Origin of the sequence: Haloterrigena gelatinilytica, from assembly GCF_013342145.1 — an archaeon.
Classification (GTDB): domain Archaea; phylum Halobacteriota; class Halobacteria; order Halobacteriales; family Natrialbaceae; genus Haloterrigena; species Haloterrigena gelatinilytica.
This window is the reverse complement of record NZ_JABUQZ010000001.1, coordinates 1,063,829-1,088,707: the sequence shown is the minus strand read 5'-3', so window position 1 is coordinate 1,088,707 and position 24,879 is coordinate 1,063,829. Positions and strand designations below refer to the sequence as shown.

General features: G+C 67.8%; 26 protein-coding genes. 12 read left to right on the top strand and 14 right to left on the bottom strand.

What is annotated here, in order from left to right:
- Positions 1-65: 65 nt before the first annotated feature.
- Positions 66-818 (bottom strand): cupredoxin domain-containing protein, encoded by a 753-nt coding sequence (locus tag HTZ84_RS05555; protein ID WP_174679762.1) that lies wholly within the window; start codon positions 816-818, stop codon positions 66-68.
- Between the two features lie 241 nt (positions 819-1,059).
- Here HTZ84_RS05555 and HTZ84_RS05550 point away from each other — a divergent pair, with 241 nt between their 5' ends.
- Entirely contained in the window at positions 1,060-1,482 is a 423-nt protein-coding gene (locus tag HTZ84_RS05550; RefSeq protein WP_174679761.1) for a DUF5518 domain-containing protein, read from the top strand.
- Here the strand turns inward: HTZ84_RS05550 and HTZ84_RS05545 are convergent.
- The 6 genes from HTZ84_RS05545 to HTZ84_RS05520 all read right to left on the bottom strand — a co-directional run bounded on the left by HTZ84_RS05545 (position 1,473) and on the right by HTZ84_RS05520 (position 6,855).
- Positions 1,473-1,802 (bottom strand): transcription factor S, encoded by a 330-nt coding sequence (locus HTZ84_RS05545; RefSeq protein ID WP_008894994.1) that lies wholly within the window; start codon positions 1,800-1,802, stop codon positions 1,473-1,475. The two genes, HTZ84_RS05550 and HTZ84_RS05545, sit on opposite strands and share 10 nt — an antisense overlap.
- Before the next feature lie 56 nt (positions 1,803-1,858).
- Positions 1,859-2,344: a hypothetical protein gene (locus HTZ84_RS05540; RefSeq protein ID WP_174679760.1), complete on the bottom strand. Its 486-nt coding sequence runs from the start codon at positions 2,342-2,344 to the stop codon at positions 1,859-1,861.
- Positions 2,341-3,270 carry a hypothetical protein gene (locus tag HTZ84_RS05535; RefSeq protein WP_174679759.1) on the bottom strand — a complete coding sequence of 310 codons (930 nt, stop codon included), beginning with the start codon at positions 3,268-3,270 and terminating at the stop codon, positions 2,341-2,343. Before HTZ84_RS05535 ends, HTZ84_RS05540 begins: the two co-directional genes overlap by 4 nt.
- Before the next feature lie 80 nt (positions 3,271-3,350).
- Positions 3,351-4,187 (bottom strand): RAD55 family ATPase, encoded by an 837-nt coding sequence (locus tag HTZ84_RS05530; RefSeq protein ID WP_174679758.1) that lies wholly within the window; start codon positions 4,185-4,187, stop codon positions 3,351-3,353.
- A 267-nt stretch (positions 4,188-4,454) separates the two neighbouring features.
- Positions 4,455-5,435, bottom strand: a complete 981-nt coding sequence (locus HTZ84_RS05525) for a beta-ribofuranosylaminobenzene 5'-phosphate synthase family protein (protein WP_174679757.1) — start codon at positions 5,433-5,435, stop codon at positions 4,455-4,457.
- Positions 5,436-5,601: 166 nt separating this feature from the next.
- A complete protein-coding gene (locus HTZ84_RS05520) occupies positions 5,602-6,855 on the bottom strand; it encodes an alpha-amylase domain-containing protein (RefSeq protein ID WP_254611710.1) in 1,254 nt (417 codons plus the stop codon).
- A gap of 362 nt (positions 6,856-7,217) precedes the next feature.
- On the opposite strand from HTZ84_RS05520, the gene HTZ84_RS05515 reads away from it, so the two are divergent.
- The 3 genes from HTZ84_RS05515 (at position 7,218) to mobA (ending at position 9,506) form a co-directional block, all read left to right on the top strand.
- Entirely contained in the window at positions 7,218-7,928 is a 711-nt protein-coding gene (locus HTZ84_RS05515) for a glycosyltransferase (protein ID WP_174679755.1), read from the top strand.
- A gap of 58 nt (positions 7,929-7,986) precedes the next feature.
- Positions 7,987-8,793 carry a selenium cofactor biosynthesis protein YqeC gene (gene yqeC, locus HTZ84_RS05510; protein WP_174679754.1) on the top strand — a complete coding sequence of 269 codons (807 nt, stop codon included), beginning with the start codon at positions 7,987-7,989 and terminating at the stop codon, positions 8,791-8,793.
- Between the two features lie 86 nt (positions 8,794-8,879).
- On the top strand, positions 8,880-9,506 hold the full coding sequence (gene mobA, locus HTZ84_RS05505; protein WP_174679753.1) for a molybdenum cofactor guanylyltransferase: 627 nt from the start codon (positions 8,880-8,882) through the stop codon (positions 9,504-9,506).
- A 43-nt stretch (positions 9,507-9,549) separates the two neighbouring features.
- Here mobA and HTZ84_RS05500 read toward each other — a convergent pair whose 3' ends face one another.
- The 5 genes from HTZ84_RS05500 to HTZ84_RS05480 all read right to left on the bottom strand — a co-directional run bounded on the left by HTZ84_RS05500 (position 9,550) and on the right by HTZ84_RS05480 (position 13,699).
- Positions 9,550-9,756: a helix-turn-helix transcriptional regulator gene (locus HTZ84_RS05500; protein ID WP_174679752.1), complete on the bottom strand. Its 207-nt coding sequence runs from the start codon at positions 9,754-9,756 to the stop codon at positions 9,550-9,552.
- A 6-nt stretch (positions 9,757-9,762) separates the two neighbouring features.
- Positions 9,763-10,167, bottom strand: a complete 405-nt coding sequence (locus tag HTZ84_RS05495; protein ID WP_174679751.1) for a hypothetical protein — start codon at positions 10,165-10,167, stop codon at positions 9,763-9,765.
- 283 nt (positions 10,168-10,450) lie between these two features.
- Positions 10,451-12,187: a dihydroxy-acid dehydratase gene (gene ilvD / locus HTZ84_RS05490; RefSeq protein ID WP_174679750.1), complete on the bottom strand. Its 1,737-nt coding sequence runs from the start codon at positions 12,185-12,187 to the stop codon at positions 10,451-10,453.
- A gap of 474 nt (positions 12,188-12,661) precedes the next feature.
- Positions 12,662-13,093 carry an adenylyltransferase/cytidyltransferase family protein gene (locus HTZ84_RS05485; protein ID WP_174679749.1) on the bottom strand — a complete coding sequence of 144 codons (432 nt, stop codon included), beginning with the start codon at positions 13,091-13,093 and terminating at the stop codon, positions 12,662-12,664.
- 111 nt (positions 13,094-13,204) lie between these two features.
- Complete coding sequence (locus HTZ84_RS05480; protein WP_174679748.1) at positions 13,205-13,699, bottom strand: Mov34/MPN/PAD-1 family protein; 495 nt, start codon at positions 13,697-13,699, stop codon at positions 13,205-13,207.
- A gap of 206 nt (positions 13,700-13,905) precedes the next feature.
- Here HTZ84_RS05480 and HTZ84_RS05475 point away from each other — a divergent pair, with 206 nt between their 5' ends.
- From HTZ84_RS05475 to HTZ84_RS05465, 3 genes are all read left to right on the top strand, one after another.
- Positions 13,906-16,158, top strand: coding sequence for an NADP-dependent malic enzyme (locus HTZ84_RS05475; RefSeq protein WP_174679747.1), 2,253 nt, complete (start codon positions 13,906-13,908; stop codon positions 16,156-16,158).
- A 443-nt stretch (positions 16,159-16,601) separates the two neighbouring features.
- Positions 16,602-18,506, top strand: coding sequence for a DHH family phosphoesterase (locus HTZ84_RS05470; RefSeq protein ID WP_174679746.1), 1,905 nt, complete (start codon positions 16,602-16,604; stop codon positions 18,504-18,506).
- Positions 18,507-18,752: 246 nt separating this feature from the next.
- A complete protein-coding gene (locus HTZ84_RS05465) occupies positions 18,753-19,217 on the top strand; it encodes a response regulator (RefSeq protein WP_174679745.1) in 465 nt (154 codons plus the stop codon).
- Positions 19,218-19,289: 72 nt separating this feature from the next.
- Here HTZ84_RS05465 and HTZ84_RS05460 read toward each other — a convergent pair whose 3' ends face one another.
- The gene (locus HTZ84_RS05460) at positions 19,290-19,613 is read right to left on the bottom strand and encodes a hypothetical protein (protein ID WP_174679744.1); all 324 of its coding nucleotides are present in this window, start codon (positions 19,611-19,613) and stop codon (positions 19,290-19,292) included.
- Positions 19,614-19,739: 126 nt separating this feature from the next.
- Between HTZ84_RS05460 and HTZ84_RS05455 the strand changes: the two genes are divergently transcribed.
- Both HTZ84_RS05455 and HTZ84_RS05450 read left to right on the top strand, forming a co-directional pair.
- Positions 19,740-20,699, top strand: a complete 960-nt coding sequence (locus tag HTZ84_RS05455) for an HhH-GPD family protein (protein WP_174679743.1) — start codon at positions 19,740-19,742, stop codon at positions 20,697-20,699.
- A 228-nt stretch (positions 20,700-20,927) separates the two neighbouring features.
- Positions 20,928-21,515: an NADPH-dependent FMN reductase gene (locus HTZ84_RS05450; protein WP_174679742.1), complete on the top strand. Its 588-nt coding sequence runs from the start codon at positions 20,928-20,930 to the stop codon at positions 21,513-21,515.
- On the opposite strand, the gene HTZ84_RS05445 is transcribed toward HTZ84_RS05450, so the two are convergent.
- Positions 21,516-22,166 (bottom strand): hypothetical protein, encoded by a 651-nt coding sequence (locus HTZ84_RS05445; RefSeq protein WP_174679741.1) that lies wholly within the window; start codon positions 22,164-22,166, stop codon positions 21,516-21,518. It lies immediately after the preceding gene.
- Between the two features lie 455 nt (positions 22,167-22,621).
- Between HTZ84_RS05445 and HTZ84_RS05440 the strand changes: the two genes are divergently transcribed.
- The 3 genes from HTZ84_RS05440 (at position 22,622) to HTZ84_RS05430 (ending at position 24,820) form a co-directional block, all read left to right on the top strand.
- Positions 22,622-23,197, top strand: coding sequence for a hypothetical protein (locus tag HTZ84_RS05440; RefSeq protein WP_174679740.1), 576 nt, complete (start codon positions 22,622-22,624; stop codon positions 23,195-23,197).
- Between the two features lie 97 nt (positions 23,198-23,294).
- Positions 23,295-24,410 (top strand): DNA-methyltransferase, encoded by a 1,116-nt coding sequence (locus tag HTZ84_RS05435; protein WP_174679739.1) that lies wholly within the window; start codon positions 23,295-23,297, stop codon positions 24,408-24,410.
- An 80-nt stretch (positions 24,411-24,490) separates the two neighbouring features.
- Complete coding sequence (locus HTZ84_RS05430; protein ID WP_174679738.1) at positions 24,491-24,820, top strand: cupin domain-containing protein; 330 nt, start codon at positions 24,491-24,493, stop codon at positions 24,818-24,820.
- Positions 24,821-24,879: the final 59 nt, after the last annotated feature.

Sequence of the window (24,879 nt, the reverse complement as noted above, 5' to 3'; positions counted from 1 at the left end):
TAACACAGACGGAACGAGCCGCGTCGGGACGGCGCGATGCCGGCCGGTATCGCGCCTCGAGTCGACTACTCTTCTTCGGGGAACTCGACCAGTACCTCTTTGCTCTCAGCTGCGAGCTCGTCCCAACTCACGCTCCCCCGCTCCGCGATCGTCGACGGCTCCAATAGCGGATCCTCGTACACCAGTTCCGCGGTGAGCGCCGGCGGTCGAAGCTCGACTTCCTCGCCGTTCGTCTCGACCGGTCCCGACGGACCGAACGCCGGTTCGGCCGGCGGGTCACCGACGACGATCCGCGCGACCATCCCGAAGATCTCGTGGGGCGCACACAGGACGTCGTAAACGCCGGGCTTATCGAAGCGGTAGAGCCAGAACGTCCCCGTGCCCAAGACCGGCGACGAGAACGCCGGGACCCCGTCGGGAACGCGGCGTTGCCGGCCGAGCTGTGGATGATACGCGGTGACGGTGTGGTCGGGCGTCTCCAGGTTGAAGCGGACCACGTCACCGGGATCGACGGCGAGGCCGGTCGGTTGGAAGAAGAACTCCGGTAGCGGCCGTTCCCCTCCCTCCTCCGGCGGTCGCGTGATCAGATCGACCTCGTAGTCGGGCTGGAGCGGCGACGGCACCCGTTCCTCGCCCTCGAGACCCGAGTAGCCGAGCACCGGGTGGATACACTGCGATTGGGCACACTCCCGTCGCGCCTGTCCCCGATCTCGACCGTTGCCCCGCTTGCGCTCGTCACTGCGCGCCGCGCCGAGCCCGGACGCGAGGGGAATCGTCGACGTTACGCCGGCCGCCTTGAGGATCTGCCTGCGATCCATGGCGGCCACCTGCCCCCATTGCGGATTAGTTATGAGGTGACATTGCGCTGATAAACGGTTCTTGTGGAGAAACCGTCATCTCCAGTTGGGGATTACTCCCGCATCGATTCGCGGGTCGAAATCCGCATCTGGCGGGCGGTCCGACGGGGTCGCCGAGCGGCGTGACCGCGGATCCGCGCTCGATCCCCCGCGATCGTATCGTCGGCGAACACTTTTTGTCTCGGCAACAGTATCGTGCGGTATGGACTCCGACGCGACCGACACGCCGCCGCCGATCGACACCTACGGGACGGACTCGGACGCGAGATCGGATTCGAACCGGACCGTCAACGCCCTGCTCGGTGGCGGCGTCGGGATCGTGCTGTCGTTCCTCCCGGGATCGACCGTTCTCGGCGGGGCCGTCGCCGGCTACCTCGAGGGCGGTGGGGCCGACGAGGGACTTCGGGTCGGCGCGCTCGCGGGGCTCGTCATGCTCGTCCCGAAACTGCTGTTCGGGCTGGTCGCGCTCTGGTTTCTCGGGGTTCTGGGACCGGGCGGCTTCGGGGCCGTGGTCGTCCTCCTCCTGCTTGGCATCGCGGCGTACACTCTCGTCCTGAGTATCGTCGGCGCGGTGATCGGAACCGTCCTCGAGAGCGAATTCGACCGATCTGGCCCTCAGTTGTAGCCGCGCCAGCGGTGGCCGCACTCGGTGCACTTGAAAAAGCGCGTCGGCGGTTCGTCGGCCGAGGCGGTCTGTTTGAGGGTGTACCACGCCTCCTGGTTCTCGCACTCGTCGCAGATCACGTCCGTCGCCTTCGGCTTCCCCTCGAAGTTGGCGTTCTCGTCGGACTCGATCACGTCGTCGTCGGTCTGGGACTCGGTCGTGACGAACGCGTCCTCCTGCTCGCGGTCGCGTTCGCTCGCGGCGCCGCAGTCGTCGTTCGTACAGACCATGCGATCGCCCTGAGCTTTCATCATCGAGCCGCAATCGTCGCAGAACTGCATAGCCGAGTGTAGCGGATCGAGCAGGAAAAGTGCACCTCTCGCGGGCCCGCGGGCGATTACTCGCGACCCTCGAGCGCTTCGTCCTCCGAGACGACCGGACAGTCGGCGACCCGGAACCGATCCAGCGCGGGCATATCGAGGATGTCGGTTCCCTCGCGGGTACACGCGACGGTCGGCGGCGACGCGAAGTGTTCGCACTGGTGGCAGTAGCCGTCCGTCTCGATCTCGCGGATCTCCCGCTCCTCGTCGCGAGGGGGCGCCCCCGGCGCGTCGTCGTTCTCGAGGCGCTCCCAGAGTCGGTCGCGGTCGAGAGCCGCGACGTCCTCGCGGTCGAACAGTTCGTCGAAGTCGATCCCGGCGGCGTCGGCGCCGTCTCCGGCCGCGCTCCGCCGCTCGTCGACCGCCGCGGCCAGATCGCTAAGGGGACCGGTTCGGTCGATATCGTCGGCTTCCGACGGGGTCGAACCGCCCGCGGCGTCCGGCTCGAATGCGATCGACCGATCGGACTCGAGCGCTCCGTCCGACGGCGCATCCTCGGTCATCGGACCGTCTCCTCCGAATCGAAGCCGAGAACGGCCGCCGCGCTCGGGCCGTCAGCCCGTTCGTTTCCCTCGTCTTCACGGTCCGCGCCGTTCCGTTCGGTTCGGTCGCGCACCTCGTCGCGGTCCGGCGGGTCCGCCTCGAGCGCGTCGAAGATCGGTTCCTCCGACGACGGCGACGACGCGCCGTCGTCGACCCGTCCCTCGAGCGCCGGCGGCTCGCCGGTCACGAGCGTGTGGGAGCCGAAGAACGAGGTCTTCTCGGCGACGTCCGTGATCGCCGTCGAGCAGTGGGGACAGGCGGGCTCGGTCAACAGCGCGAGGTCGACCGCGGCGTCGCAGGCGTCGCAGACGGCGGTACGAATTCCGAGCCGGTTGGCCGCGCGTTTGAGCCGATCGGCCGCCGCCCGGCGGCGCTCCCGTTCGGCGACGGCGTCCCGGCGGTCGCGGAGGTCCAGCACGATGTTGGCCAGCGCGGTCGTCCGATCGTCGAGCGCCGCCGTCTCGTCGACGAGGGACTCGAGGACGTCCTCGAAGTTCTCGAAGCCGTCGTCGACGGTCGCCTCGAGGGTCGCGAGGTCCTCTCGGACGGCCGCGAACTCGTCCTCGCCGACGTGGTCGGCGTGATCGTGGTCGGCGGGCGCCTTGGCGTCGGTCTCGCGTTTGACCTGGACGACGCGACTCCGGACGTCCTCGAGTAATTCCGTAAACTCGTCGCGCTGGGCGTCGATCCGGCCCTGGACGGCAGTGAGATCGTCGAGGTCGCTCGGCTCGATGTCGTCGTCGGTCGCGACGGCGTGGGCCGCCGTAACCAGACGACGGCAGACGTCGTCGCGGCTCTCGCCGCGCCGGCTGGCCTCCCGGGCGAGCCAGTCGTCGACCTCGCCGGGCGGGGCGAACGAGATGCCGCCGTCGTCTTCGCTCGACATTTGTTCGATCTACGGTTCGGTCGAAGCGGGCTTAAGGGTTGGTTCGGACTCACCGTTCGATACGCACGGTAGAGGTGGTCTTAGCGGATTTTTCGAACGTTACTGATGTCGAATCCGCTGTCGTTGATCGCCGTCTCGAACCGGACGATGTCCTCGTCCTCGAGTCGCGAGAGGACCCCGCGGAACTGTTCGACGACGAGCGTTCGGGCGCGCTCGGAGCCGCCGCTCTCCCACTCGAACAGCAGGGTCCCGTCGGTGGCCTCCTTCAAGCGCCCCAGCTCCGTCGGCTCGAGGGCCTCCGCGTTGACCAGCAGCAGGACGACGCCGCCCCAGCGGTGGGCGGCGCGTTTGAGTCCCTTCAAGAGGACCGTCAGGTCCGACCAGGCCATCCGATCGTCCGCCGTCGCGACGAGATCGGTCACGGAGTCGATCACGACGAGGCTCCCCGCCGCGTGCTCGGTGAGGTACTCGCCCAGCGCCTCGAGGACGTCGCTGCGATCGGTCCGCCGGCCGAGTTCGGTGATGTCGGTCGCGCGCTCGGCGTACCAGTCCGTCGGCACCGGCGTCAGCTGGAAGTACGACTCCGCGAGTTCGACGACGGAGACGCCGTCCGTCCCCGCGTCGACGAGGTCGGCGTCCATGACCAACTCCATCTCGTCGACGATCGCCGCCCGTTCGTCCGTAAACGAGACGTAGTGGACCGCGTCGGGGAGTTCGGTCCCCGACTCGAGGTCGCCGTAGTAGCGATCGAACTCGTCGGGCGCCGAGCCCGCGAGGCCGTTCAACACCGCGCTCGTGTAGGCGAACTCCCGCGCGCCGGCCCCGGCCTCGCCCGCGAGCAACACGACGCTACCGGCGGGCGCGCCCCCGTCGATCATCCGGTCGAGCCTCGAGATTCCGAGAGGAAGTCGTTTCATATCGCGCCAGTCGAAGCGTGTCCGTTTACGTATTATGGCGGTCCGAGCGGCTTCTAAGAGGCGTCGATCACTGTTTGGAGCGGATCACACGGTCGGTAACGACGGCTACGCTACCGACGCTGGCAACGGGGAATTGCCACGTCCTCACCATCCGATTCGCTCACTGTGTTCGCTCATCCCTCGCGCGATGTCGTCGATCGATCCTCGCCACTGCTCGGATACGATCGACATCGCGCGCCGCTACATACTCGCTCGCGCGGGTCGCGGCTACGATCGCTCGCCATCGGACAGAACCCGAGCCCCGTCCGTCGCCGGTTCGGTCACCAGAATCCGCCCCCCGAGTCCGTTGTCCGCCAGCGCCGCTCGAGCCGCCGACTCGGCCTCGGCGGCGTGGCTGCGGTCTGTGACGCCGTAGACGACGGGGCCCCACGACGACTGGCCGATGCCCGACAGCACCGGACAGTCCTCGAGCGCCTCGACGAGCGTTCCCGCCGGCGGACGGAAGACGCCGCCCTGCGCGTCGGCGTACCAAGCGCCGTTCTTCCGGCCGATCTCGGCGACCGCTTCGCCGAAGGCCTCGAGGCGACCCTCGGCGGCGGCCGGAAGCAGTTTGCGGGTGACGACGCCGGCGATCTCGTCCGCGACGGCGGGGTCGGCGCGCTCGACGACGGCGCGCATGCTCGCGTCCTCGTCGTCGCCGCTGCGGCCGGGGTCGGCGTCGGGAACCGCGACGAGGAAGCGCCAGTTCTCGGGGAGGTCGTGGCGGGCGACGACCGGGGGCACCGTCCAGTCGCCCTCCGCCGGCGGCTCGGTGGTAAAGCGGTTGGTCGGATGGCCGGCGTCGACGACGAAGCCCCCGTCCTCGAAGGTCGCGACGCCGACGCCGCTGCGTCCGCCCCGGCCCATCGCCGGCGCGAGGTCCCTGACTCGAGGCTCGAGGCCGTGGGCCCGCGCCGTCGCGGCGAGAACCGAGAGGGCCAGCTGGGTCCCGCTGCCGAGGCCGACGTGGCGGGGCAGCCGCTCCTCGAGCGTGACCGCGACTCCCGGAACGTCGAGGGCCTCGACGGCGCGGGCGGCGTACTCCCGTCCGAGCGGATCGTCGCTCTCGACGCCGGACGCGGGTTCGGCGGTGACCGTCACGCGGGGCGCCTCGAGTCCGACGCCGATCCCGCCGTAGAGTCGTCTGCGAGCGAGCGAGAGGTTCTGGAAGCCGACGTGGAGTCGCGCTCCCGCGCTGACGGTCGCCATGTCACGGCGTAGGGGAAGCCCCGTCAAGGGGATTTCGACGGTGGCAACGAACAACGGTCGAACCGCTCTCTCGCGGTCCGGCGGTCGCGCGGAGTCGGACTGCCGGCGCCGGCGACGGCCGCAGCGAGAAATCGCCGTCGAGCGAGTCGATCACCGCTCGCGCCGATCAGTACGGCGCGTAGAACACCCACCCCTCGGGCGGAACCGCGACCTCGACCCAGCCGTCGCCGTTGACCTCGATGTCGTCGGCGTTGCCGCTGTAGTCCTTGAGCGTCTCGTTGCTCCAGGTCGTGTCCACCCACTCACTTCGCCAGTTGTCGGTACCGTTGTTGAGACCGACGAGCAGGTTGTTCTCCCGCTCGTAAACTGCGAGGTCGGAGTCGGCGTGTCGCCAGTAGGTCGCGCCGCCGGCGAGGTTCGTCTTGACCCACACCACGTTGTTGATCGCGTCGTCGGTGAGGATCTCGTCGGGATGGAGGTTGTATACCATCGGCGTCCCCTCGATCGTGAGCGCGAAGGCGTGTGCGAGGTGGTACTGTGGCGGCGCGCCCTCGTCGTGGTTCTGGACGAACGGCCACGAGTGGAACGGGTCCTGAGCGACGACTCCCGCGCCTTCGAGTCTGCTCATATCGCCGTGGTCGAAGACCTCCTCCATGACGAAGTACAGCGGGTAGTCGAAGGCGTTCATGCCGGTATCGATGTAGTTCTGCACGTAGTCGACGCCGCCGTCGAACACCTCCCCGATTCGACTCATGCCGAACTCGTCGGCCCACTGGTTGGCGTACTGCGCCCAGAATTCGCGCTCGACGTGTTTGACCGCGTCGTACCGGTAGCCGTCGGCGCCGGTGTCCGCGATCTTTTTCATGTAGTCGTACAGCTGCTCGCGGACGTACGGCGCGGTGTCCTCGTGTCCGTGGTCCTCGAGTTGCGCGAGGTCCTTCAAGCCGAGGAGGTTCCCGTGCTCGACCTGGTGTTCGTCGTCCCAGTCGTCGATCGAACCGACGTGAGTGTGGAAGTGTTGCTCCTCGAACTGCGAGAAGTCGTAGCCGCGATCCGCGGCCATGTGGTTCATCACGCAGTCGACGTAGACTTCGAGGCCGTGTTCGTGTGCGGTCTCGACGAGCCGGTCGAGGTCCGCTTCGGTCCCGAACTCGCTGTCGAACGAGCGGAAGTCGACCGGCTGGTAGCCCAACGGCGGATCGTTCCGGCCGTCCCGGTCGCTCCAGGTCAACTCGCTCTCTTGGGGCGCCTGGATCCAGACGCCGTCGTAGCCGCGGTCCGCGACCGTCGAGAGGTCGTCAGTGATCGTCGGCCACGTCTCGTGGAAGTACTGGAAAAACACCCGCTCGTCGCCGGCCGCGGCCGCCGCGGTGGCTCCCATACCGGCGAGGGAAAACCCGGCCGCTGCGGCGGTGCTCATGAAGGCTCGTCTGTTCATCGCGTCGCCGATTCGGCCACTAGACCGTTGAGTGTCATTGTCTGACATTCAACTATGAGGTATTATTTCGTAATACATAAAGATAGCCGGAAAATTAGTTACAATTATAATCGGTCCGGGCTTGCTACAACGTCGGTAGGGCTGGATTCAGCGGGCCCGAAACCAGTCGCGGCGATCAGGGAGAGTGGGCCGACCCCTCCCGTGTCGGACTGCGACGTCACGCTCAGACGCGGTGTGTCCGTCTCCGCACCGGCGGGCCGCGGATTCGAGAGTGACGGTCCGGACAGCGGCGGCGACCCGACACGGCAGAGCGGTTATATTGCTCGGGCCGACAGTCACCGACGATGTCCGACGTCGACGCCTCGGTCGTCGTCCCCGCTCGCGACGAAGGATCGCGACTCGAGCGAACGCTGAATTCGCTCGTCGCGCAGACCTTCGACGGCCGTTTCGAGGTGGTCGTCGTCGCGAGCGGCGAACGGACGCTGGCAGCGGCTCGAGCGCATCCGATCGTCGACCGAGTCCTGATCGACGACAGCCGGGTGGGACCCGGCCGGGCCAGGAACCGGGGCGCTGCGGCCGCGACCGGCGACGTCCTGCTGTTCACCGACGCCGACACGGTCGTCCCGTCGGCGTGGGTGCGACGCCACTGGCGCCACTACGCGACGCCATCGGTCGTCGGCGTCGGCGGTCCGCTCCGGCCCCTCGCCGGTGGACTGGCCCACCGCGTTCGCTTTCGGCTCCTCTCGGACTGGTGGTACCGGGTGAGCTGGCCCGTCGGCTTCGTCCAGCAACCGGGGTCGAACTGCAGCGTGCGCCGGTCGGCGTTCGAGGCGGTCGACGGCTTCGACGAATCGCTTTCCTTCCTCGAGGACACGGACCTCTCCCTGCGATTGTGCGAGGCGGGGTCCGTCGTCTACGACCCCAGTTGCCCGGTCCGGACGTCGGTGCGGCGTCACGAGCGAGAGGGCTACCTCCCGCTCCTGCTGGCGTACCTCGTGGGCTACCTCGAGTATGCGCTGCCGGGCCGGTCGCCGACGCGGGACCACTTCTCGTAGCCGCCGCACTCGGCGACCGACCGCCGACCCTTTCTTGCCGGTCGTCGTACCGTCGGATATGGACGACGACCCGGATCCCGATCTCGTCGACGCCCTCGCGGCCGACGCCTCGCTCACCTGCGTCGTCGGCGCCGGGGGCAAGAAATCGACGCTGTACGAACTCGCCGGCCGCCTCGAGCGCGCCGTCGTGACGGCGACCGTCCGCATTCCGATCTTCGACCGGCAGGTCGCCGCGGTGCGAGTCACCGAGGACCCGGCCGACCTGCTCGAGCGGGCCGACGCCGGCGAGGCCGACGGCGCCGTGAACGGCCTCGAGTGGCCGCTGGGCCTGGTCCCGGAACAGGAGCGAGACGATCGGTACCTGGGGTACGAACCGGACGTCGTCGACCGGATCGCGGCGGCCTCGAGCGTCGATCACGTCCTCGTCAAGGCCGACGGGGCGCGAACGCGGCTGCTGAAGGCGCCGAACGAGCGCGAGCCGCAGCTTCCGGAGACGGTCGACACGGTGCTCGCGATCGCCAGCGTCGACGCGGTCGGCCGTCCCCTCGACGAGGGGGCCGTCCACCGGCCGGAGCGCGTCGCGGCCGTTACCGGACGCGATCTCGGCGACACGATTCGGCCGGACGACGTCGCGACGATCCTCACCAGCCCCGACGGCGGGCTGAAGGACGTGCCGCCGGACGCGACGTACGTACCGGTGCTCAACATGGTCGACGACGCGGACGACCGCGCGGTCGCCCGCGAGGTCGCGACGCGAATTCTCGAGCGGAGCGCGGACGCCGGTGCGGCCGCCCACGGGCGAATCTCGCGCGTCGTCCTGACGAGCATGATCGCCGACGAGCCGTTGGTCGACGTCCTCGAGTGACGCCGTCGATCCCGTCCCGTCCTCGAGTTCCCAGATGCGATGGAATGGGGACGTGGTTTATGGGCTAGCTGGTCCTATCGCCGCCCGTGACCAGCGAACGCTCGCTCGGCGGCGTCGTCCTCGCCGGCGGCTACTCCACGCGCTTCGGCGAGTCGGACAAGGCCGTCGCCGACCTCGCGGGAACGCCCATGATCCGCCGAGTCGTCGACCGACTCGCGACCGTGACCGACGACCTCGTGGTCAACTGCCGCGACGATCAGCTCGAGGCGATTCGGGCCGCGCTCGCTGGCAGCGACCTCGAGCCCCGATACGCGACCGACCCCGTCCCGGACAGGGGGCCGCTGGCCGGCATGCGGGTCGGCCTCGAGGCCGTCGACCGCGAGTACGCGGCCGTCGTCGCCTGCGACATGCCCTTCGTCGAGCCCGCGCTGCTCGAGACGCTCCACGAGCGCGCCCGCGGCCGCGACGGCGCCGTGGTCCGCCTCGAGGACGGCTGGTACCAGACGACCCAGGCCGTCTACCGGGCCGACGCGATGGCCGAGGCCTGCGCGGAGACCCTCGACTCCGAGGACGAGCGGATCGTCGCCGCGATCGACCGCATCGACGTCGCGGAAGTCGGCGAGGAGGCCCTCGAGGGCGTCTCCGAGCGGACGTTCGAGGGGATCGACACGCAGGAGGCACTCGAGGAAGCGGAGCGTCGACTCGAGGAGTGATCGCGGGCGACCGCCCGGATCGCTTGCAGATCTGTATCGGCGATCAATCGTCGTCTGCGGGCTCGTACGTGAAGATATTCTCGATCCGGCAATCGAAGTACAGCGCCAGTTCGAAGGCTAACTCGAGGCTCGGATCGTACCGTCCGCGCTCGATGGCGTTGATCGTCTGCCGGGAGACGTCTACCTCGTCGGCGAGTTCGGCCTGCGTGACGTCGGCTTTCGCCCGCCAGACCTTGAGATTGTTCTCCATAGGCGATCAGAACTGCCGTCTGTACCACGCTTTCGAGACGAGCAGGGAAGCGAACCCGAGTGCCATCGCCGTCATTACGATCGAGTGAGCGTCGATCGGGAGCGCGGAGGTCGCGTCGCCGTCGCCCTCTCCGATTCCGGCCATCGCGAAGACGAACAGGAACCAGAACACCGCCCAGAAGGCGACGTAGCCGGCCCGATAGTTGATGGCCATGTACCGCTCGTCGTTCTCGAGTCCGTCCCTGGCGTGTTGATACCAGCCGAGGGAGACCCCGCCGACGACGCCACTGCCCAGGGCGAGCGCCGCGTTCGGTTCTTGCGCTACTCCCGGCCCGCCGTGGATCCCGAGGAGCGTGCCGCAGATTCCGATCAGTCCGAACGCGAACGCCACGTATCGTTTCGAGTCAGCCATCTCACGTAAAGCTTGTACGACAAAATGTAATAAGTATGCTCCCTTTCGGAGCGAGTAGCCGACATCCAATCGGAGCAACACGGCCGTCCGACGCGGAGTCCCAGCTGTCCGTTCCGTCGGATCAAACCCGGCGTACGGTCTCGAAACGGCTGGTCCTGTCGAAAAACGGACTGCCGACAAGGACCGAATCTCGACCGTCGAAAACCGTGGACGAAAAATCCGCCACCGCACTCCGTTCGGCGGCGGTGAAACCGCGCCTTCGGCGCGGTACGCTGCCAACTCGCTAGTCCTGCTTCGCGCCGGGGTTCGTCACGGCGCCGTTCGCCGCCGAACCGAACATCTGGCCGTACTTCGCCAGCACGCCCGTCGTGTAGTTGGGTTCCGGCTCGTCGCGTTCCTCGAGTCGCTGTTCGAGTTCCTCGTCTGTGAGGTCCACGGAGAGCTCGTGGTCGTCGATGTCGATGGTGATCGTGTCGCCGTCCTCGAGGGCCGCGATGGGGCCGCCGACGGCGGCCTCCGGCGCGACGTGGCCGATGGAAAAGCCGCGGGTCGCCCCGGAGAACCGACCGTCGGTAAAGAGCGCGACGTCCTCGGCGTGGCCCTGGCCGGCGACCGCGCTCGTGACGCCGAGCATCTCGCGCATGCCGGGGCCGCCCTGGGGACCCTCGTTCCGGATCCCGATGACGTCGCCGCTCTCGACGTGGCCTTCCTGGACGTACGCCATCGCGTTCTCCTCCTCCTCGAAGATCCGGACGGGGCCCTCGTGGTGGAGGTGGTCCTCGCCGGTGATCTTGATGACGGCGCCGTCGGGCGCGAGGTTGCCCGTCAGGATACGGATCGCGCCGCGCTCGTGGATCGGCTCGTCGACGGTGTTGAGGAAGTCCGCGTCGAGGTCCTCGATGGCCGGCGGATCGATGCGCTCGAGCCCCTCGGCGATCGTCTCGCCCGTCACGGTCAGCGCGTCGCCGTGGAGCAAGTCCGCCTCGAGCAGTTCGCGGAGGACGACGGGGACGCCGCCGACCTCGTGGAGGTCCTTCATGACGCGCTCGCCGCCGGGCTGGAGGTCGGCGATCTTGGGCGTGCGGGCGCTGATCTCGTTGAACTCCTCGATGTCGAGATCGACGCCGGCCTCGGCGGCCATCGCCAGCAGGTGGAGGACGGCGTTGGTCGAGCCGCCGACGGCGACCTGGAGCGCGATGGCGTTCTCGAAGGACTCCTTGGTGAGGAAGTCCGAGGGTTTACGCCGTTCCTCGACGGCCTCGACGGCGAGTTCGCCGCTCTCGCGGGCGACCTCGTAGCGGTCCTCGTCCTCGGCGAGCGGCGAGGACGAGCCCAGCGGCGCGAAGCCGATGGTCTCGGAAATCGACGCCATCGTGTTGGCGGTGAACATCCCGCCGCAGGAGCCGGCGCCGGGGCAGGCGTTGCGCTCCATCTCGTCGAGTTCCTCGCGGGACATCTCGCCGTCGGCGACGGCGCCGACGCCCTCGAAGAGGTTCTGGACCGTGATCTCGCGGCCCTCGTGCTCGCCGGGCATGATCGAGCCGCCGTAGAGGAAGACGCTGGGGAGATCCGTCCGGATGGCGGCCATCATCATGCCGGGCATGTTCTTGTCGCAGCCGCCGATGGTGACCAGCCCGTCCATGCGCTCGCCGAAGGCGACGAGTTCGACGGAGTCGGCGATGACTTCCCGGGAGATGAGGGAGGCCTTCATCCCCTCGGTCCCCATCGAGATGGCGTCGGAGATGGTGATGGTCCCGAACTCGATAGGCATCCCGCCGGCCTCGTCGACGGCGTCGTAGGCCGACCCCGCGACGTCGTCTAGGTGGACGTTACAGGGGGTGATGTCGGCCGCCGGGTTCGCGACGCCGATCATCGGCGAGTCGAAGTCCTCGTCGTCGTACCCCATCGCGCGGAACATCGCACGGTGGGGCGCGCGTTCGACCCCCTCCGTGACCTCGTTGCTCGGCAGGTCGTCCGGTTTGCCCTCCGCGGGCGACCGCTGTTCGGGCTGTTGGCTCATACCGGGAGATTGCTACCTCGGCGCTTAAAGTCCTCGGATACCGGTATCGGCCACTATCACGCTCGTAGCGAACACCTTCGGGCGATCGGCGGCGGTCCGATCGACGACCGTTACGACCGATATCGACAGTAAACGCAGCTGTCAGAACGACCGAAAACCGGTTCCGATCCACTCACTTGCACACGACATTTGAATGCTAACGCCGGCGTTCTCGGCCCTGTACACGCTCGCGCCCTTCGATTTCCTGCACGAACCTTTCCCGCCGCTGTCACAGAGTGACTGACAGAGCCACGAATGCATAAGTACTGTCTGGAGTGTGACTGGCAGGCCAGCACCGCCGGGGGCACGACCGAGGCGGAGGTCTCGGAGCAGGCCATCGAACACTTCGTCGAGACTGGACACACGATCGATTCGATGCGTCTCCCCCCGCCGGTTATCCTGGAAAACTGACGGGAGCGCCCGCGGTTCGGGCCCTCAGCCGCGGCGCTCGAGGATCCGATCGATGATCAGCCGCGTCGAGAGGATCTCGTCTTCTCGCTCGGGGTCGCGGGCGCTCGCGCGTTCGACGGTGCAGTCGATTCCGCGGCGCTCGAGTTCGGCCTCGATCGCGTCGTCGTCGTGGTGCTGGTCGTGACCCAACGCGATCACGTCGGGATCGATCTCCTCGATGGGCGCGAAGATGTCCTCCTCGTGGCCGACGATCGCGTCGTCGACGGCCTCGAGGGCGGCGACGACGTCCCGACGCTGTGCCGCCGGACAGATCGGTTTCTCCTTGTGGTCGACGTTCGACTTCCGGGCGACGATGACGAGCAGTTCGTCGCCCATCGCCGCGGCCTCCTCGAGGTAGTGGACGTGTCCGGGATGGAGGATGTCGAAGGTCCCCTGGGCGACGACCGTCCGCGTCATCGCGCCCCCCGAAGCCCCGTCGCGGCTCCCTCGGTCGTCGGTCGATCGGTTCGTCGTCTCGGTTTCGCAGTCGGTCCGCGGACCGGACCGGGAGTCGTCTCGAGCATCATACTATCGAAGTTCGTCGTCGATATCCGCCTGGGTGAAATCGAAGAAGTCCTCGGTTTCGGGCAGCTCCACGTCGATCACGTTCAACTGGGTCGGTTCGCCACCCGAATCGAAGGCCCGCCAGTCCGAGCGGCGATAGGGCGCGCCGATGATGATATGGACGCTGCCCCGACCGAACGTCTCCAGATCCGCGCTGCTCGGGCTGATCACGCCGTTCGGGTGCGAGTGAACGCTGCCGAGCGCCTTCACGTCGTTCGGGATCTGGCTCGTCTTGACGGTCGCGCTGACGCTGTTCGACTCGGTGCCGGGAATCACGAGAACATCCGTGATGACGAGTCCGTCCCGGTCGATCCCGAGTCGCTCCGCCTCGGTTCCCCGGAGAAACCCCATGTACTCGTCGGGGTGGGCGGCTTCGGAGGACTCGAGGGCGAACTCGAGGGTTTCCTCGGCGATGCCGAGGATCGAACTCGAGCGAAACAGCGCGTCGAACAGCCCCATGACACGACCTGCGTGCTTGCGGTTGCTAAACGTTCCGATGGTCGTTTCGGCGACGGCTCCGCGGCGAGCGTCGGGCCGGCGGCTGCGATCTCGCCGCGTAATCGTCCCGGGCGCCCGTGATATCTGTCGATCGTCAACTAGGTGTGTATATATTACCTATCCCTACTAGGGTACTGTTTTTCCGGCGGCTCTCCGTATTCGCATTTATGTCACTAGACGACGATTCGCTCGAGTACCACCGCGAAGAGCCCCCCGGCAAGGTCGAGATCCGCACGACGAAGTCGACGACCACCCAGCGCGACCTCTCGCTGGCGTACTCGCCTGGCGTCGCCGCGCCGTGTCTCGAGATCGCCGATCGCGAAGACGACGCCTACCAGTACACGGCCAAAGGGAATCTCGTCGGCGTCGTCTCGAACGGCTCGGCGGTACTCGGACTGGGTGACATCGGCGCTCAGGCGTCGAAACCCGTCATGGAGGGGAAGGGCGTGCTGTTCAAGCGATTCGCCGACATCGACGTCTTCGACATCGAACTGGACCACGACGACGTCGACGCCTTCGTCGAGTCGGTCGCGGCGATGGAGCCGACGTTCGGCGGCGTCAACATCGAGGACATCGCGGCGCCGGCCTGCTTCACGATCGAGGAGCGACTGCGCGAGCGGATGGACGTCCCGGTCTTTCACGACGACCAGCACGGCACCGCGATCATCTCCGGCGCGGCCTTGCTCAACGCCGTCGACATCGCCGGCAAGGACATGGCGGAGCTCTCGGTCACGTTCTCCGGCGCCGGTGCGGCGGCCATCGCGACCGCCCGGTTTTTCGTCTCGCTGGGCGTCCCGAAGGAGAACATCACCATGGTCGACATCGACGGTATCCTGACGACCGAGCGGGCCGAGTCCGGCGACCTCGACCCCTACAGCCGCGAGTTCGCTCGCGACGTGCCCCCGGGCGACGTCGCCGACGCGATCGTCGACGCGGACGTCTTCGTCGGCCTCTCGGTCGGCGACATCGTCGACCCGGAGATGGTGCGGTCCATGGCCGACGATCCGATCATCTTCGCGATGGCCAACCCCGACCCGGAGATCGACTACGAGACGGCCAAGAACGCCCGGGACGACACGGTCATCATGGCGACCGGGCGCTCGGACTACCCGAACCAGGTCAACAACGTCCTCGGCTTTCCCTTCATCTTCCGCGGCGCGCTCGACGTCCGGGCCAGCGAGATCAACGAGGAGATGAAGGTCGCCGCCGCGGAGGCCATCGCCGACCTCGCGCGGACCGACGTCCCCGACGCCGTCCGCAAGGCCTACGGCGACCAGCCGCTGCAGTTCGGCCCCGAGTACATCATTCCGAAGCCCCTCGATCCGCGCGTGCTCTTCGAGGTCGCGCCCGCCGTCGCCCGCGCCGCGGTCGAGAGCGGCGCCGCTCGCACCGACCTCGACCTCGAGACCTACGTCGAGGACCTCGAGGCCCGTCTGGGCAAGTCCCGCGAGATGATGCGGACCGTGTTCAACAAGGCCAAGACCGATCCGAAGCGGCTCGCGCTGGCCGAAGGGACCAACGAGAAGATCGTTCGGGCGGCGGCCCAGCTCGAGGACCGCGACCTCGCGCGGCCGGTGCTGATCGGCGACGCCGAGGAGATCCGGGCCACCGTCGCCGATCTCAACCTCGAGTTCGACCCCGAGATCGTCGATCCGTCGACCGGCGACTACGAGGAGTACGCCGAAGCGCTCTACGAGCGCCGCCGGCGCAAGGGCGTGACGAGGACCGAGGCGCGAGAGCGGATCCGGGACAGCGACTACTTCGCGTCGGTGATGGTCGATCGGGGCGACGCCGACGCGATGCTCACCGGGCTCACGAACCACTACCCGTCGGCGCTGCGGCCGCCGCTGCAGGTGGTCGGCACGGCGCCCGACACCGACTACGCCGCGGGCGTCTACATGCTGACGTTCAAGAACCGCGTCGTCTTCCTCGCCGACGCGACGGTCAACCAGGACCCCGACGAGGACGTGTTAGCCGAGATCACGCGCCACACGGCCGACCTCGCGCGGCGGTTCAACGTCGAGCCGCGGGCCGCCCTCCTGTCGTACTCGGACTTCGGCAGCGTCGACAACCGGGGAACGCGTAAACCCCGCCGGGCGGCACAGCGACTCCGAGCGGACCCCGACGTCGACTTCCCCGTCGACGGCGAGATGCAGGCCGACACCGCCGTCGTCGAGGAACTGCTCGAGGACAACTACGAGTTCGCCGACTTAGACGAACCCGCGAACGTGCTCGTCCTCCCCAACCTCGAGGCGGGCAACGTCTGCTACAAGCTGCTCCAGCGGCTGGGCGGCGCCGAGGCGATCGGGCCGATGCTGGTCGGCATGGACCGCCCGGTCCACGTCCTCCAGCGGGACGACGAGGTCAGCGACATCGTGAACCTCGCGGCCGTCGCGACCGTCGACGCGCAGGGCGAGTAGCGGGGCCGCCCGACTGCGGCGCTGATCTCCGGTCTCCGGTCTGACCCGTCCGTTCGCACTCCGAGGCCATCCGTCTGCACCGCGTCCGACGGACCGATCTTCGGTGTCATCGTCCCGGCCGCGCTCTGCCGTCTCGTCACGGGATTTCGTCTCGTCGTAGCTGTCGTCGGGGCCGCGCGTCGAAACTACGTGTGCGAACTGAACGACCGAATTGTCTTTCGAGCCGGTTCCGCGGTGTCAGCCGCGCACCTCGACGACAGTAGTGTTGATCTCAGTAAGCCTCGCCAGATTTCTGGTACCGAACGCGATCGCCATAGACGACTCCGGATATCGATCCGTAGCCGACACGCCGCGGCGAGGGACGTTTCGCCGAAGCTGTTCTCGAGCCGTCGTATCGCTTCTTGACAAGGGTTATACGCGACCGGCTCAAACTACGGTTCAAGATGACACGTGAGTCCGCCGGGGATCCCGGCGCAGATGACGGGGATTCCGTCGTCTACGATCTCGCTGCCGAGTGTACGGCAGAGGATGTAGAGCGAAACCGACCGTATCTCGCCGAAATCAACGGTATCGTCGATTACGGCGTCTTCGTCGATCTCTCTGAGTCCGTCTCCGGGCTCGTCCACGAATCGGTCCTCGAGGGCACCTTCGCCGTCGGCGACGAGCTCGTCGTCGAACTCGAGAGCGTCCGTGACAACGGCGACATGGCCTTCGAGCCGGTCGACGTCGAGGAGTACACGCTCCAGAACGTCGCCCACGACTACGCCCTGACCGGCACCGACCGGCTCAAGGCGAACATCGGCGACCAGATCCACCTCGAGGGCAAGATCGTCCAGGTCAAACAGACCGCCGGCCCGACGATCTTCCACGTCGCCGACGAGTACGGCGTCGTCCCCTGCGCCGCCTTCGAGGAGGCCGGCGTCCGCGCCTACCCCGCCACCGAGGTCGGCGACGTCGTCCGCGTGACCGGCACGCCCGAGCGCCGCGAGGGCTCGATCCAGATCGAGGTCGACGGCCTCTCGAAACTCGAGGGCGCCGACGCCGAGGACGCCCGCGAACGCCTCGAGGACGCCCTCGAAGAGCGCGCCGAACCCCACGACGTCGAGCCGCTGATCGACTGGCCCGCCTTCGAGAAGCTGCGGCCGAACCTGCGGGAGGTCGCGAAGCTGCTTCGCCGGACCGTCCTCGAGGGACGCCCCATTCGGGTGCGCCACCACGCCGACGGCGACGGCATGTGCGCCGCCGTCCCCGTCCAGATCGCTCTCGAGCGATTCATCGCGGACGTCCACGAGGACGAGAACGCCCCGCGCCACCTCATCAAGCGCCTGCCCGCCAAGGCGCCGTTCTACGAGATGGAAGACGCCACGCGGGACTTGAACTTCGCCCTCGAGGACCGCGAGAAACACGGCCAGCAGCTCCCCCTGCTGCTCATGCTGGACAACGGCTCGACGGCCGAGGACGTTCCGGCCTACGAGACGCTGGCCCACTACGACATCCCGATCGCGGTCGTCGACCACCACCACCCCGATCCCGACGCCGTCGAGGACCTGCTCGACGCCCACGTGAACCCCTACCTCCACGACGAGGACTACCGGATCACGACGGGGATGTGCTGCGTCGAACTCGCGCGGATGATCTACCCCGACCTCGGCGACGAACTCCGGCACGTCCCCGCCGTCGCGGGCCTCTCGGATCGCTCGAAGGCCGACGCGATGGACGACTACCTCGAGCTCGCTTCCGAGGAGGGGTACGACGAGGAGCGGCTTCAGGACTTAAGCGAGGCGCTGGACTACGCCGCCTTCTGGCTGCGCTACAACTCCGGCGACCAGCTGATTCAGGACCTGCTCCAGATCGATTCGGCCGACGAGGATCGCCACCGCGAACTCGTCTCCTTCTTCGCCGACCGGGCCCGCGAGGAGGTCGACGAGCAACTCGAGGCGGCGATGCCCCACCTCGAGCACGAGGAGCTCGACAACGGCGCCCACCTCTACCGGATCGACGTCGAGAACTACGCCCACCGCTTTACCTACCCCGCACCGGGGAAGACCACCGGCGAGATCCACGACCGGAAGATCGAGGAGACCGGCGACCCCGTGATCACGGTCGGCTACGGGCCGGACTTCGCCGTCCTCCGGAGCGACGGCGTGCGGCTGGACATTCCGAACATGGTCTCGGAACTCGAGGAGGAGGTCCCCGGCGGCGGCGTCTCCGGCGGCGGCCACCTCGTCGTCGGCTCGATCAAGTTTGTCAAGGGCAAACGCGAGGACGTCATCGACGCCCTCGTAGAGAAGATGGAGGACGCGGAGATCGACGAAGCGCTCTCGAGCGCGGCGCCGATCGACGACTAACGGTGACTGCTCCCCTCGAGTCCGACCGTCGCCGAACGGGCGTCGACCGGACTCGAACCGAGACGGACGCGGTTCCGAGCGGCGGCCATCGATCGCCTGTCACATGACTCTCCCACCCCAGACTGACGAGCACCGTCGTGCCGGCGAGCGCTACCGGAACCGAGACCCCGGCCTCGAGCGCCCGGTCTCGCCGACGGTCGGGAGCGAGCGCCGGGACGGGCGACGGGACCGAGGTGACCGGACTCGATGATCGACCGAGGCGAATCGGCGGAACCGGCCGACGTGTTACTCGTCGAGCCCTCCGACGAGCGCGCTCGCCACACGAGAGACGGGTTTTCGGACACGGGGGCGACGACCATGCACGCGGTCTCGGACGGCGACGAGGCGCTGGCGTTTCTCGAGGGGCGCGACGAGTACGCCGACGCGCCGGCTCCCTGTCTCGTCGTGCTTCGGCTGGAGCTCCCGGGTCCGGGTCCGGACGGGGTCGACGTGCTCGAGCGGATGGCCGAGCGGACGGAACTCTCGCGGATTCCGGTCGTCGTCACCGTCGACGAGCCCGAAGACGACGTCGTCACTGATGCCTACAACCGGGGCGCTAACGCCGTCCTGCCGACGCCGTCCGATCCCGCGGCGCTCGCCGAGACGATGGCGCGAGTCGCCGAGTTCTGGATCGCGACCGCGCGGCTCCCCAACCGGATCGATCGGCTCTGAGGGAGTCGGTTCCGCGGAGCGCCTCCTTTCGAATCGCAACGTACCGCGTCAGCCGCGGAATTCGGCCGGAAATTAGAACTGATAGCGCCGCTCGTCGTCCATCGTCGGATACTGATCCGCGCCGGTCATCTCCTCGAAAGTCATCCCCGAGAGGTACTCGTCGTAGGTGACGTCGTAGGCCGTTCGCAGCTGGAAGTCCAGCTTCCCGGTATCGATCGTCGACTGGAAGAGCATGTGGATCGCCCGCCGGACGAGTTCGTCCGTCTCCTCGGGCTCGAGGGCGGTCTCGAGCAAGGCGAGTTCGTTGCGCGTCTCCCGGTCGAGCGAGACGGTGAGGTCCTCGTCCAGCGCGCTGTAGGCGTCCGTCACGTCGTCGTTGAGGTCGTCGAGGCTCATACGGGAGGGGACTCGAGCCGACGGGATAGGGCTTTCGTGGTCGACTCGTCGCGTGCCAACGGCCGACGGGACAGCGATCGATCCCGAACCGCCACCAGTAAGACCGGCGGGTCGCTAGATCGACCGATGAGTGAGAGCGATGACGATGCCGACGCCGGTTCGGGTGCGGGCGACGGGGAGTGGTCGCTCCCCGACGACCTCGAGGCCGTCCGCGAGGCCCTGATCGCGTGGTACGAGGACGACCACCGCGAGTTCCCGTGGCGGCGGACCGACGATCCCTACGGGATCCTCGTCAGCGAGGTGATGAGCCAGCAGACCCAACTGGACCGCGTCGTCGAGGCCTGGGAGGAATTCCTCGAGCGCTGGCCGACGACGGCCGACCTCGCCGCCGCGGATCGAGCGGACGTCGTGGGCTTCTGGACGGACCACAGCCTCGGCTACAACAACCGGGCGAAGTACCTCCACGAGGCGGCCGGGCAGGTGGAGTCGGAGTACGGCGGCGACTTCCCCGAAACGCCCGACGAACTGCAGGAACTGATGGGCGTCGGTCCCTACACCGCCAACGCGGTCGCGAGTTTCGCCTTCAACGACGGCGACGCGGTCGTCGACACGAACGTCAAGCGCGTCGCCTACCGCGCGTTCTCCGTTCCGGACGACGACGCGGCGTTCGAGACGGCCGCGAGCGAACTCATGCCCGACGGCGAGTCGCGAGTCTGGAACAACGCGATCATGGAACTGGGCGGCGTCGCCTGCACCAAGACGCCGAAGTGCGACGAGGTCGGCTGCCCCTGGCGCGAGTGGTGTGACGCCTACGCCAGCGGCGACTTCACCGCGCCGGACGTCCCCACCCAGCCCTCCTTCGAGGGGAGTCGCCGCCAGTTCCGCGGCCGCGTGATCGGCACCCTGCGGGAGTACGACGAACTCGAGTTGGACACTCTGGGTCACCGCATCCGCGTCGACTACGCCCCCGACGGCGAGTACGGACGGGAGTGGCTCACGGGACTGCTGACCGATCTCGAGTCGGACGGACTAGTTGACCTCGAAGAGGCCGAAGACGGTGGTCTCGTGGCCCGACTCCGCCGATAACGCGCGCAGTCGGCCCCCGGATCCGTTATTTGCCTTCGTCACCTCGAGCGGGCACGTGCGGTCACTCGATATCGCTCGAACCTCCGACCGGTGGGCTGTATCAGTCACCGACGAAGAGCGATTGACGCCGCTTTCAGTGCGGTGGTGACGTGAGATCCCGTCCGTCTCGAACGTCGACTCCCTCACCGGTTGGACCGCTTATATCTGCCTCGAGATCGACGACCCGACATGGCCGACGTTCACGTCACCGCAGTCTGTGGCAGTCTCCGCGAGGCGAGTACGACCCGCGCCGCCCTCGAGCGCGTCCTCGAGGCCGCCGAGCGCGGCGGCGCGACGACCGAACTGCTCGACCTGCGCGAGTACGAGTTACCGACCTTCGACGCGGATCGAGATCGGGAGGACGCAGGCGACGCCGAGGAACTGGCGGCCCGCCTCCGCGAGGCGGACGCGATCGTCCTCGGCTCGCCGATGTACCACGGCTCCTTTTCCTCGCCGCTGAAGACCGCGATCGACTACTGCGGGTTCGACGAGTTTCGGGGCAAGACCGTCGGACTGTTGGCGGTTTCCGGCGGCGCCTTCCCCGTCACCGCCCTCGAGCACATGCGGTCTGTCTGCCGGGCGCTGAACGCGTGGGTGATCCCCCACGAGGCGGCCGTGCCGAACTCCCACTCGGCGATCGAGGACGGCGCGTTCGCCGACGAGAAACTCGAGGAGCGCGTCGCGACCCTCGGTCGGCGCGCGGTCCAGTACGCCGCGATCGAGCCGGATCCGGACTCGTTCCAGAGCGACCAGAACGTCGGCGCCGAGGGGAAGTGATCAGGGGCAGGGCTCGAGGAGCCGTTCGAACCGCCGCTGGTGGGCGAGAAAGGCCATGAGGCCGAAGACGACGACGCCGACCTGCACCGCGTCGACCCGGAGGACGATCGTCGTCGCCTCGAGCGACAGCGGGGGCGTGGCGACCGCCCAGTCGGTGAACCAGGCCGACGCCAGCAGCGCCGCCGCGCCGACGGCCAGCAACAGGCCGGGCACGATCGGTGCCCGCGTCGTCAGGGACGACGACTGGAGACAAAAGGCGCGCCGCTCGAGGACGAACTGCCCGACGAGGAGGCTGGCGTGCAGGACGGTCGCGACGGCGAGCCCCCCGACGCCGCCGACCTCCTGGGCCGCGAGCAGCCAGACAATCCAGCTCCCGGTCAACAGGAGGGCGACGCCGAGCCGCTGGGGACGGAGGACGTCGCCGACGTCGCTGACGGTCGCTCCGAACACGCTCGCCCGGAGCAGCGAGCCGCAAAACAGGATTCCGAGCGCGGCGAGTGCGGTCGACGCGCTCGGCGATCCGACCACGAGCGCGAACCAGAGCCCGACGGCGACCGCTTCGACGGCGGCCGTCGAGAACGCCGCGGTCACCCCGACGACGCGGCGTCGGGTCGTTCGACCGAGGACGCCGGGCTGTCGGATGACGCTCATACCCGCCCACGTCACAGGCGAGGCCTTTCGTTATGGGAGTCATTATGTCACACAGTAATGGGTTCGTAACGACGCGTTCGTCCGAGCCGAATATATAGGGCGCTAATAGTCCGTTTCCCGAACCGGTTTCGCGAACGGGTCCGCGTACGAACGGACACCGTGGTGGAGACGAGACGATCGGCGAACAGGTACGGGCCGGAAGGGACAGCGATAGCGTCCCGGAACCGAAGCCACCCGGCGAACCACCGGGCTCGAGACCGCTACGCCGTCGGTCGGAAACGCGGTATCGATCGCGGTCGACGGACGCGCCGACGCTCGAGTCGCGGGCCCCGAACGTAGGGAGCAGTTACGACGACGTTCGTCGGTCGGTAGCCGCGCCATAACTGGTCAGGAACCGATTCGTTCACTGGAAACGGTGGACAGAACTATTTACGGGGATGTGGTCGGGAGCGATTATGGCCGAAAGCGAGCAACAGGAGAAGATGTTGTCCGAGACTATCGTCAAGGAAGCCGTCGGGCTGGGCATGAAGTCCCCGCTGCGCGACTCGATCGTCGAGGCCGTCGACGAGGCCGGCGGATCCGACTCCGGAGGCGGCTCCGGTCTGCCGCTGGCGGGCGCCCTCTTCGGCGCCGGCGCGGCGCTCGGTTTCCTCGCGGGTCGACAGTCCCCCGAACTCGAGGAGACGTCCCTCGAGGAGATCGAGGAACCGGAGATCATCGAGGACGTCATGGAAGCGGGCGGCGACGAGGAGGAGTCGATCACCGAGATGACGCCCGAGACGGAGTCCGAAACGGAGTCGGAGGGCGGTTCGAGCCGGCTGGTGCAGCTCCTGATCACCGTCGGCGCGATCGCCGCCGTCGCCGTGCTTCGCCGCCGCCTCTCCGGCGGCGAGGAAGAGGAGTGGGAGCCGATCGAGGAGTTCGAACCCGCGACGGGCGACGATATCACGGGCGGTGACGACGAGGAAGACGAGGAGGCCGTCGAAGCCGAGGCGGAGTCCGAAGACGCGGACGAGGAAGAAGAGGAGTAAGCCGGCCGGTTTTTCCCGTCGTCGACCGACGCTCGATCGTTATCGGCGACGCCGTCTGACGAAGAAGCTAAGGGGTCGACGCCGACACGTCAAGGCAATGGAGACGACCCACCGCGTCTTCGTCGGTGACTCCCGGGATCTCGCCGCGATCGACGACGACTCCGTCGAACTCGTCGTCACCTCCCCGCCCTATCCCATGATCGAGATGTGGGACGACCTCTTTACCCGCCTCGATCCGGCTATCGGCGACGCGCTCGAGGCCGGCGACGGCCGCGCGGCCTTCGACGCGATGCACGCCCAGCTCGACCGCGTCTGGGACGAACTCGAGCGCGTGCTGGTCGACGGCGGCATCGCCTGTATCAACGTCGGCGACGCGACCCGGTCGGTCGACGACAGCTTCCGGGTCTACGCCAACCACGCGCGGGTCCTCGAGGCCTTCGAGTCGCGGGGGTTCGATCCGCTGCCGGACGTCCTCTGGCGCAAGCCGGCCAACAGCGCCGCGAAGTTCATGGGCAGCGGGATGATCCCGCCCAACGCCTACGTGACCCTCGAACACGAGTACGTGCTGGTCTTCCGCAAGGGCGGCGAGAGCCGGTCGTTCGAACCCGGCGCCGACCGGCGCTACGAGGCCGCCTACTTCTGGGAGGAGCGCAACCGCTGGTTCACCGACGTCTGGACCGACGTTCGCGGCGAACTGCAGGCGCTTTCGGACGATCACGACGAGCTTCGCGACCGGTCGGCGGCCTACCCCCTCGAGATCCCCTACCGGCTGATCTGCATGTACTCCGCCTACGGCGACACCGTGTTCGACCCCTTCTGGGGGACCGGCACGACAACGCTCGCGGCGATGTGCGCCGGTCGTAACTCCGTCGGCTCGGAACTCGAGTCGTCGTTCCTCGAGGTGTTCGACGACCGCCTCGAGGACGTGCCGGCGCTGTCGCGGTCGGTCGGGCGACGGCGACTCGAGCGCCACCGGGAGTTCGTCACTCGCCGCCGCGAGGAGGGGAAATCCTTCGAGTACCGGGCCACGAACTACGAGACGCCGGTCGTCACGAAGATGGAGCGGAACCTCCAGCTTCGGGAGGTCGCGGCCGTCGACGCGCTCGACGATGTCGACGAGGGAACGGACGATGGGTCCACCGACGAGGCCGCTGCGGACGCGAACGCCGTACACGGGTACCGCGCCGAACACGTACCGCTGACTCTCGAGTAACGCGTTCGATGGACGTTGTCACGTCCGGTGGGAACTAGCACGTCGATGGGCATTTGGGCCGCTGTGTCGAACCGACGGGTATGACGCTCGACGAATATCCCGATGCGGTCGACGCGCTCGAGCCGGCCGACGGCGAGGTCGAAACGGCGGAACTGGTCGTCAGCGACGACGTGCTCGTCAAGGCGTTCGCGCTCGGTCCGGACGCCGAACTCGAGGCCCACGACCATCCGGAGAGTACGAACGTCTTCCACGTCCTCGAGGGGACGGTCACGGTGGTACAGGACGGCGAGAGCGAGACGATCGACGCGCCGGGCGTCGTCCACCACGAGCGCGGCGCCGTCCACGGCGCGCGAAACGAGACCGACGAGCGGGTCGTGTTCACGGCCAGCCTCTGTCCGCTCCCGTCCTGACCGTCGGCGTTCGTCGGCCGAACCTGTCCGCCCCACGAGGTTTTTATCCGCGCCCCTCC

What these genes read in the sequence shown, in the direction of transcription:
- HTZ84_RS05535 (WP_174679759.1), bottom strand. Translation starts at nt 3,270, where the DNA reads ATGTCGAGCGAAGACGACGGCGGCATCTCGTTCGCCCCGCCCGGCGAG.
- HTZ84_RS05550 (WP_174679761.1), top strand. Translation starts at nt 1,060, where the DNA reads ATGGACTCCGACGCGACCGACACGCCGCCGCCGATCGACACCTACGGG.
- HTZ84_RS05475 (WP_174679747.1), top strand. Translation starts at nt 13,906, where the DNA reads ATGTCACTAGACGACGATTCGCTCGAGTACCACCGCGAAGAGCCCCCC.
- HTZ84_RS05430 (WP_174679738.1), top strand. Translation starts at nt 24,491, where the DNA reads ATGACGCTCGACGAATATCCCGATGCGGTCGACGCGCTCGAGCCGGCC.
- HTZ84_RS05480 (WP_174679748.1), bottom strand. Translation starts at nt 13,699, where the DNA reads ATGGGGCTGTTCGACGCGCTGTTTCGCTCGAGTTCGATCCTCGGCATC.
- HTZ84_RS05540 (WP_174679760.1), bottom strand. Translation starts at nt 2,344, where the DNA reads ATGACCGAGGATGCGCCGTCGGACGGAGCGCTCGAGTCCGATCGGTCG.
- HTZ84_RS05455 (WP_174679743.1), top strand. Translation starts at nt 19,740, where the DNA reads ATGAGTGAGAGCGATGACGATGCCGACGCCGGTTCGGGTGCGGGCGAC.
- ilvD (WP_174679750.1), bottom strand. Translation starts at nt 12,187, where the DNA reads ATGAGCCAACAGCCCGAACAGCGGTCGCCCGCGGAGGGCAAACCGGAC.
- HTZ84_RS05555 (WP_174679762.1), bottom strand. Translation starts at nt 818, where the DNA reads ATGGATCGCAGGCAGATCCTCAAGGCGGCCGGCGTAACGTCGACGATT.
- HTZ84_RS05500 (WP_174679752.1), bottom strand. Translation starts at nt 9,756, where the DNA reads ATGGAGAACAATCTCAAGGTCTGGCGGGCGAAAGCCGACGTCACGCAG.
- yqeC (WP_174679754.1), top strand. Translation starts at nt 7,987, where the DNA reads ATGGACGACGACCCGGATCCCGATCTCGTCGACGCCCTCGCGGCCGAC.
- HTZ84_RS05460 (WP_174679744.1), bottom strand. Translation starts at nt 19,613, where the DNA reads ATGAGCCTCGACGACCTCAACGACGACGTGACGGACGCCTACAGCGCG.
- HTZ84_RS05515 (WP_174679755.1), top strand. Translation starts at nt 7,218, where the DNA reads ATGTCCGACGTCGACGCCTCGGTCGTCGTCCCCGCTCGCGACGAAGGA.
- HTZ84_RS05470 (WP_174679746.1), top strand. Translation starts at nt 16,602, where the DNA reads ATGACACGTGAGTCCGCCGGGGATCCCGGCGCAGATGACGGGGATTCC.
- HTZ84_RS05450 (WP_174679742.1), top strand. Translation starts at nt 20,928, where the DNA reads ATGGCCGACGTTCACGTCACCGCAGTCTGTGGCAGTCTCCGCGAGGCG.
- HTZ84_RS05445 (WP_174679741.1), bottom strand. Translation starts at nt 22,166, where the DNA reads ATGAGCGTCATCCGACAGCCCGGCGTCCTCGGTCGAACGACCCGACGC.
- HTZ84_RS05545 (WP_008894994.1), bottom strand. Translation starts at nt 1,802, where the DNA reads ATGCAGTTCTGCGACGATTGCGGCTCGATGATGAAAGCTCAGGGCGAT.
- HTZ84_RS05495 (WP_174679751.1), bottom strand. Translation starts at nt 10,167, where the DNA reads ATGGCTGACTCGAAACGATACGTGGCGTTCGCGTTCGGACTGATCGGA.
- HTZ84_RS05435 (WP_174679739.1), top strand. Translation starts at nt 23,295, where the DNA reads ATGGAGACGACCCACCGCGTCTTCGTCGGTGACTCCCGGGATCTCGCC.
- HTZ84_RS05465 (WP_174679745.1), top strand. Translation starts at nt 18,753, where the DNA reads ATGATCGACCGAGGCGAATCGGCGGAACCGGCCGACGTGTTACTCGTC.
- HTZ84_RS05485 (WP_174679749.1), bottom strand. Translation starts at nt 13,093, where the DNA reads ATGACGCGGACGGTCGTCGCCCAGGGGACCTTCGACATCCTCCATCCC.
- HTZ84_RS05525 (WP_174679757.1), bottom strand. Translation starts at nt 5,435, where the DNA reads ATGGCGACCGTCAGCGCGGGAGCGCGACTCCACGTCGGCTTCCAGAAC.
- HTZ84_RS05440 (WP_174679740.1), top strand. Translation starts at nt 22,622, where the DNA reads ATGGCCGAAAGCGAGCAACAGGAGAAGATGTTGTCCGAGACTATCGTC.
- HTZ84_RS05530 (WP_174679758.1), bottom strand. Translation starts at nt 4,187, where the DNA reads ATGAAACGACTTCCTCTCGGAATCTCGAGGCTCGACCGGATGATCGAC.
- HTZ84_RS05520 (WP_254611710.1), bottom strand. Translation starts at nt 6,855, where the DNA reads ATGAGCACCGCCGCAGCGGCCGGGTTTTCCCTCGCCGGTATGGGAGCC.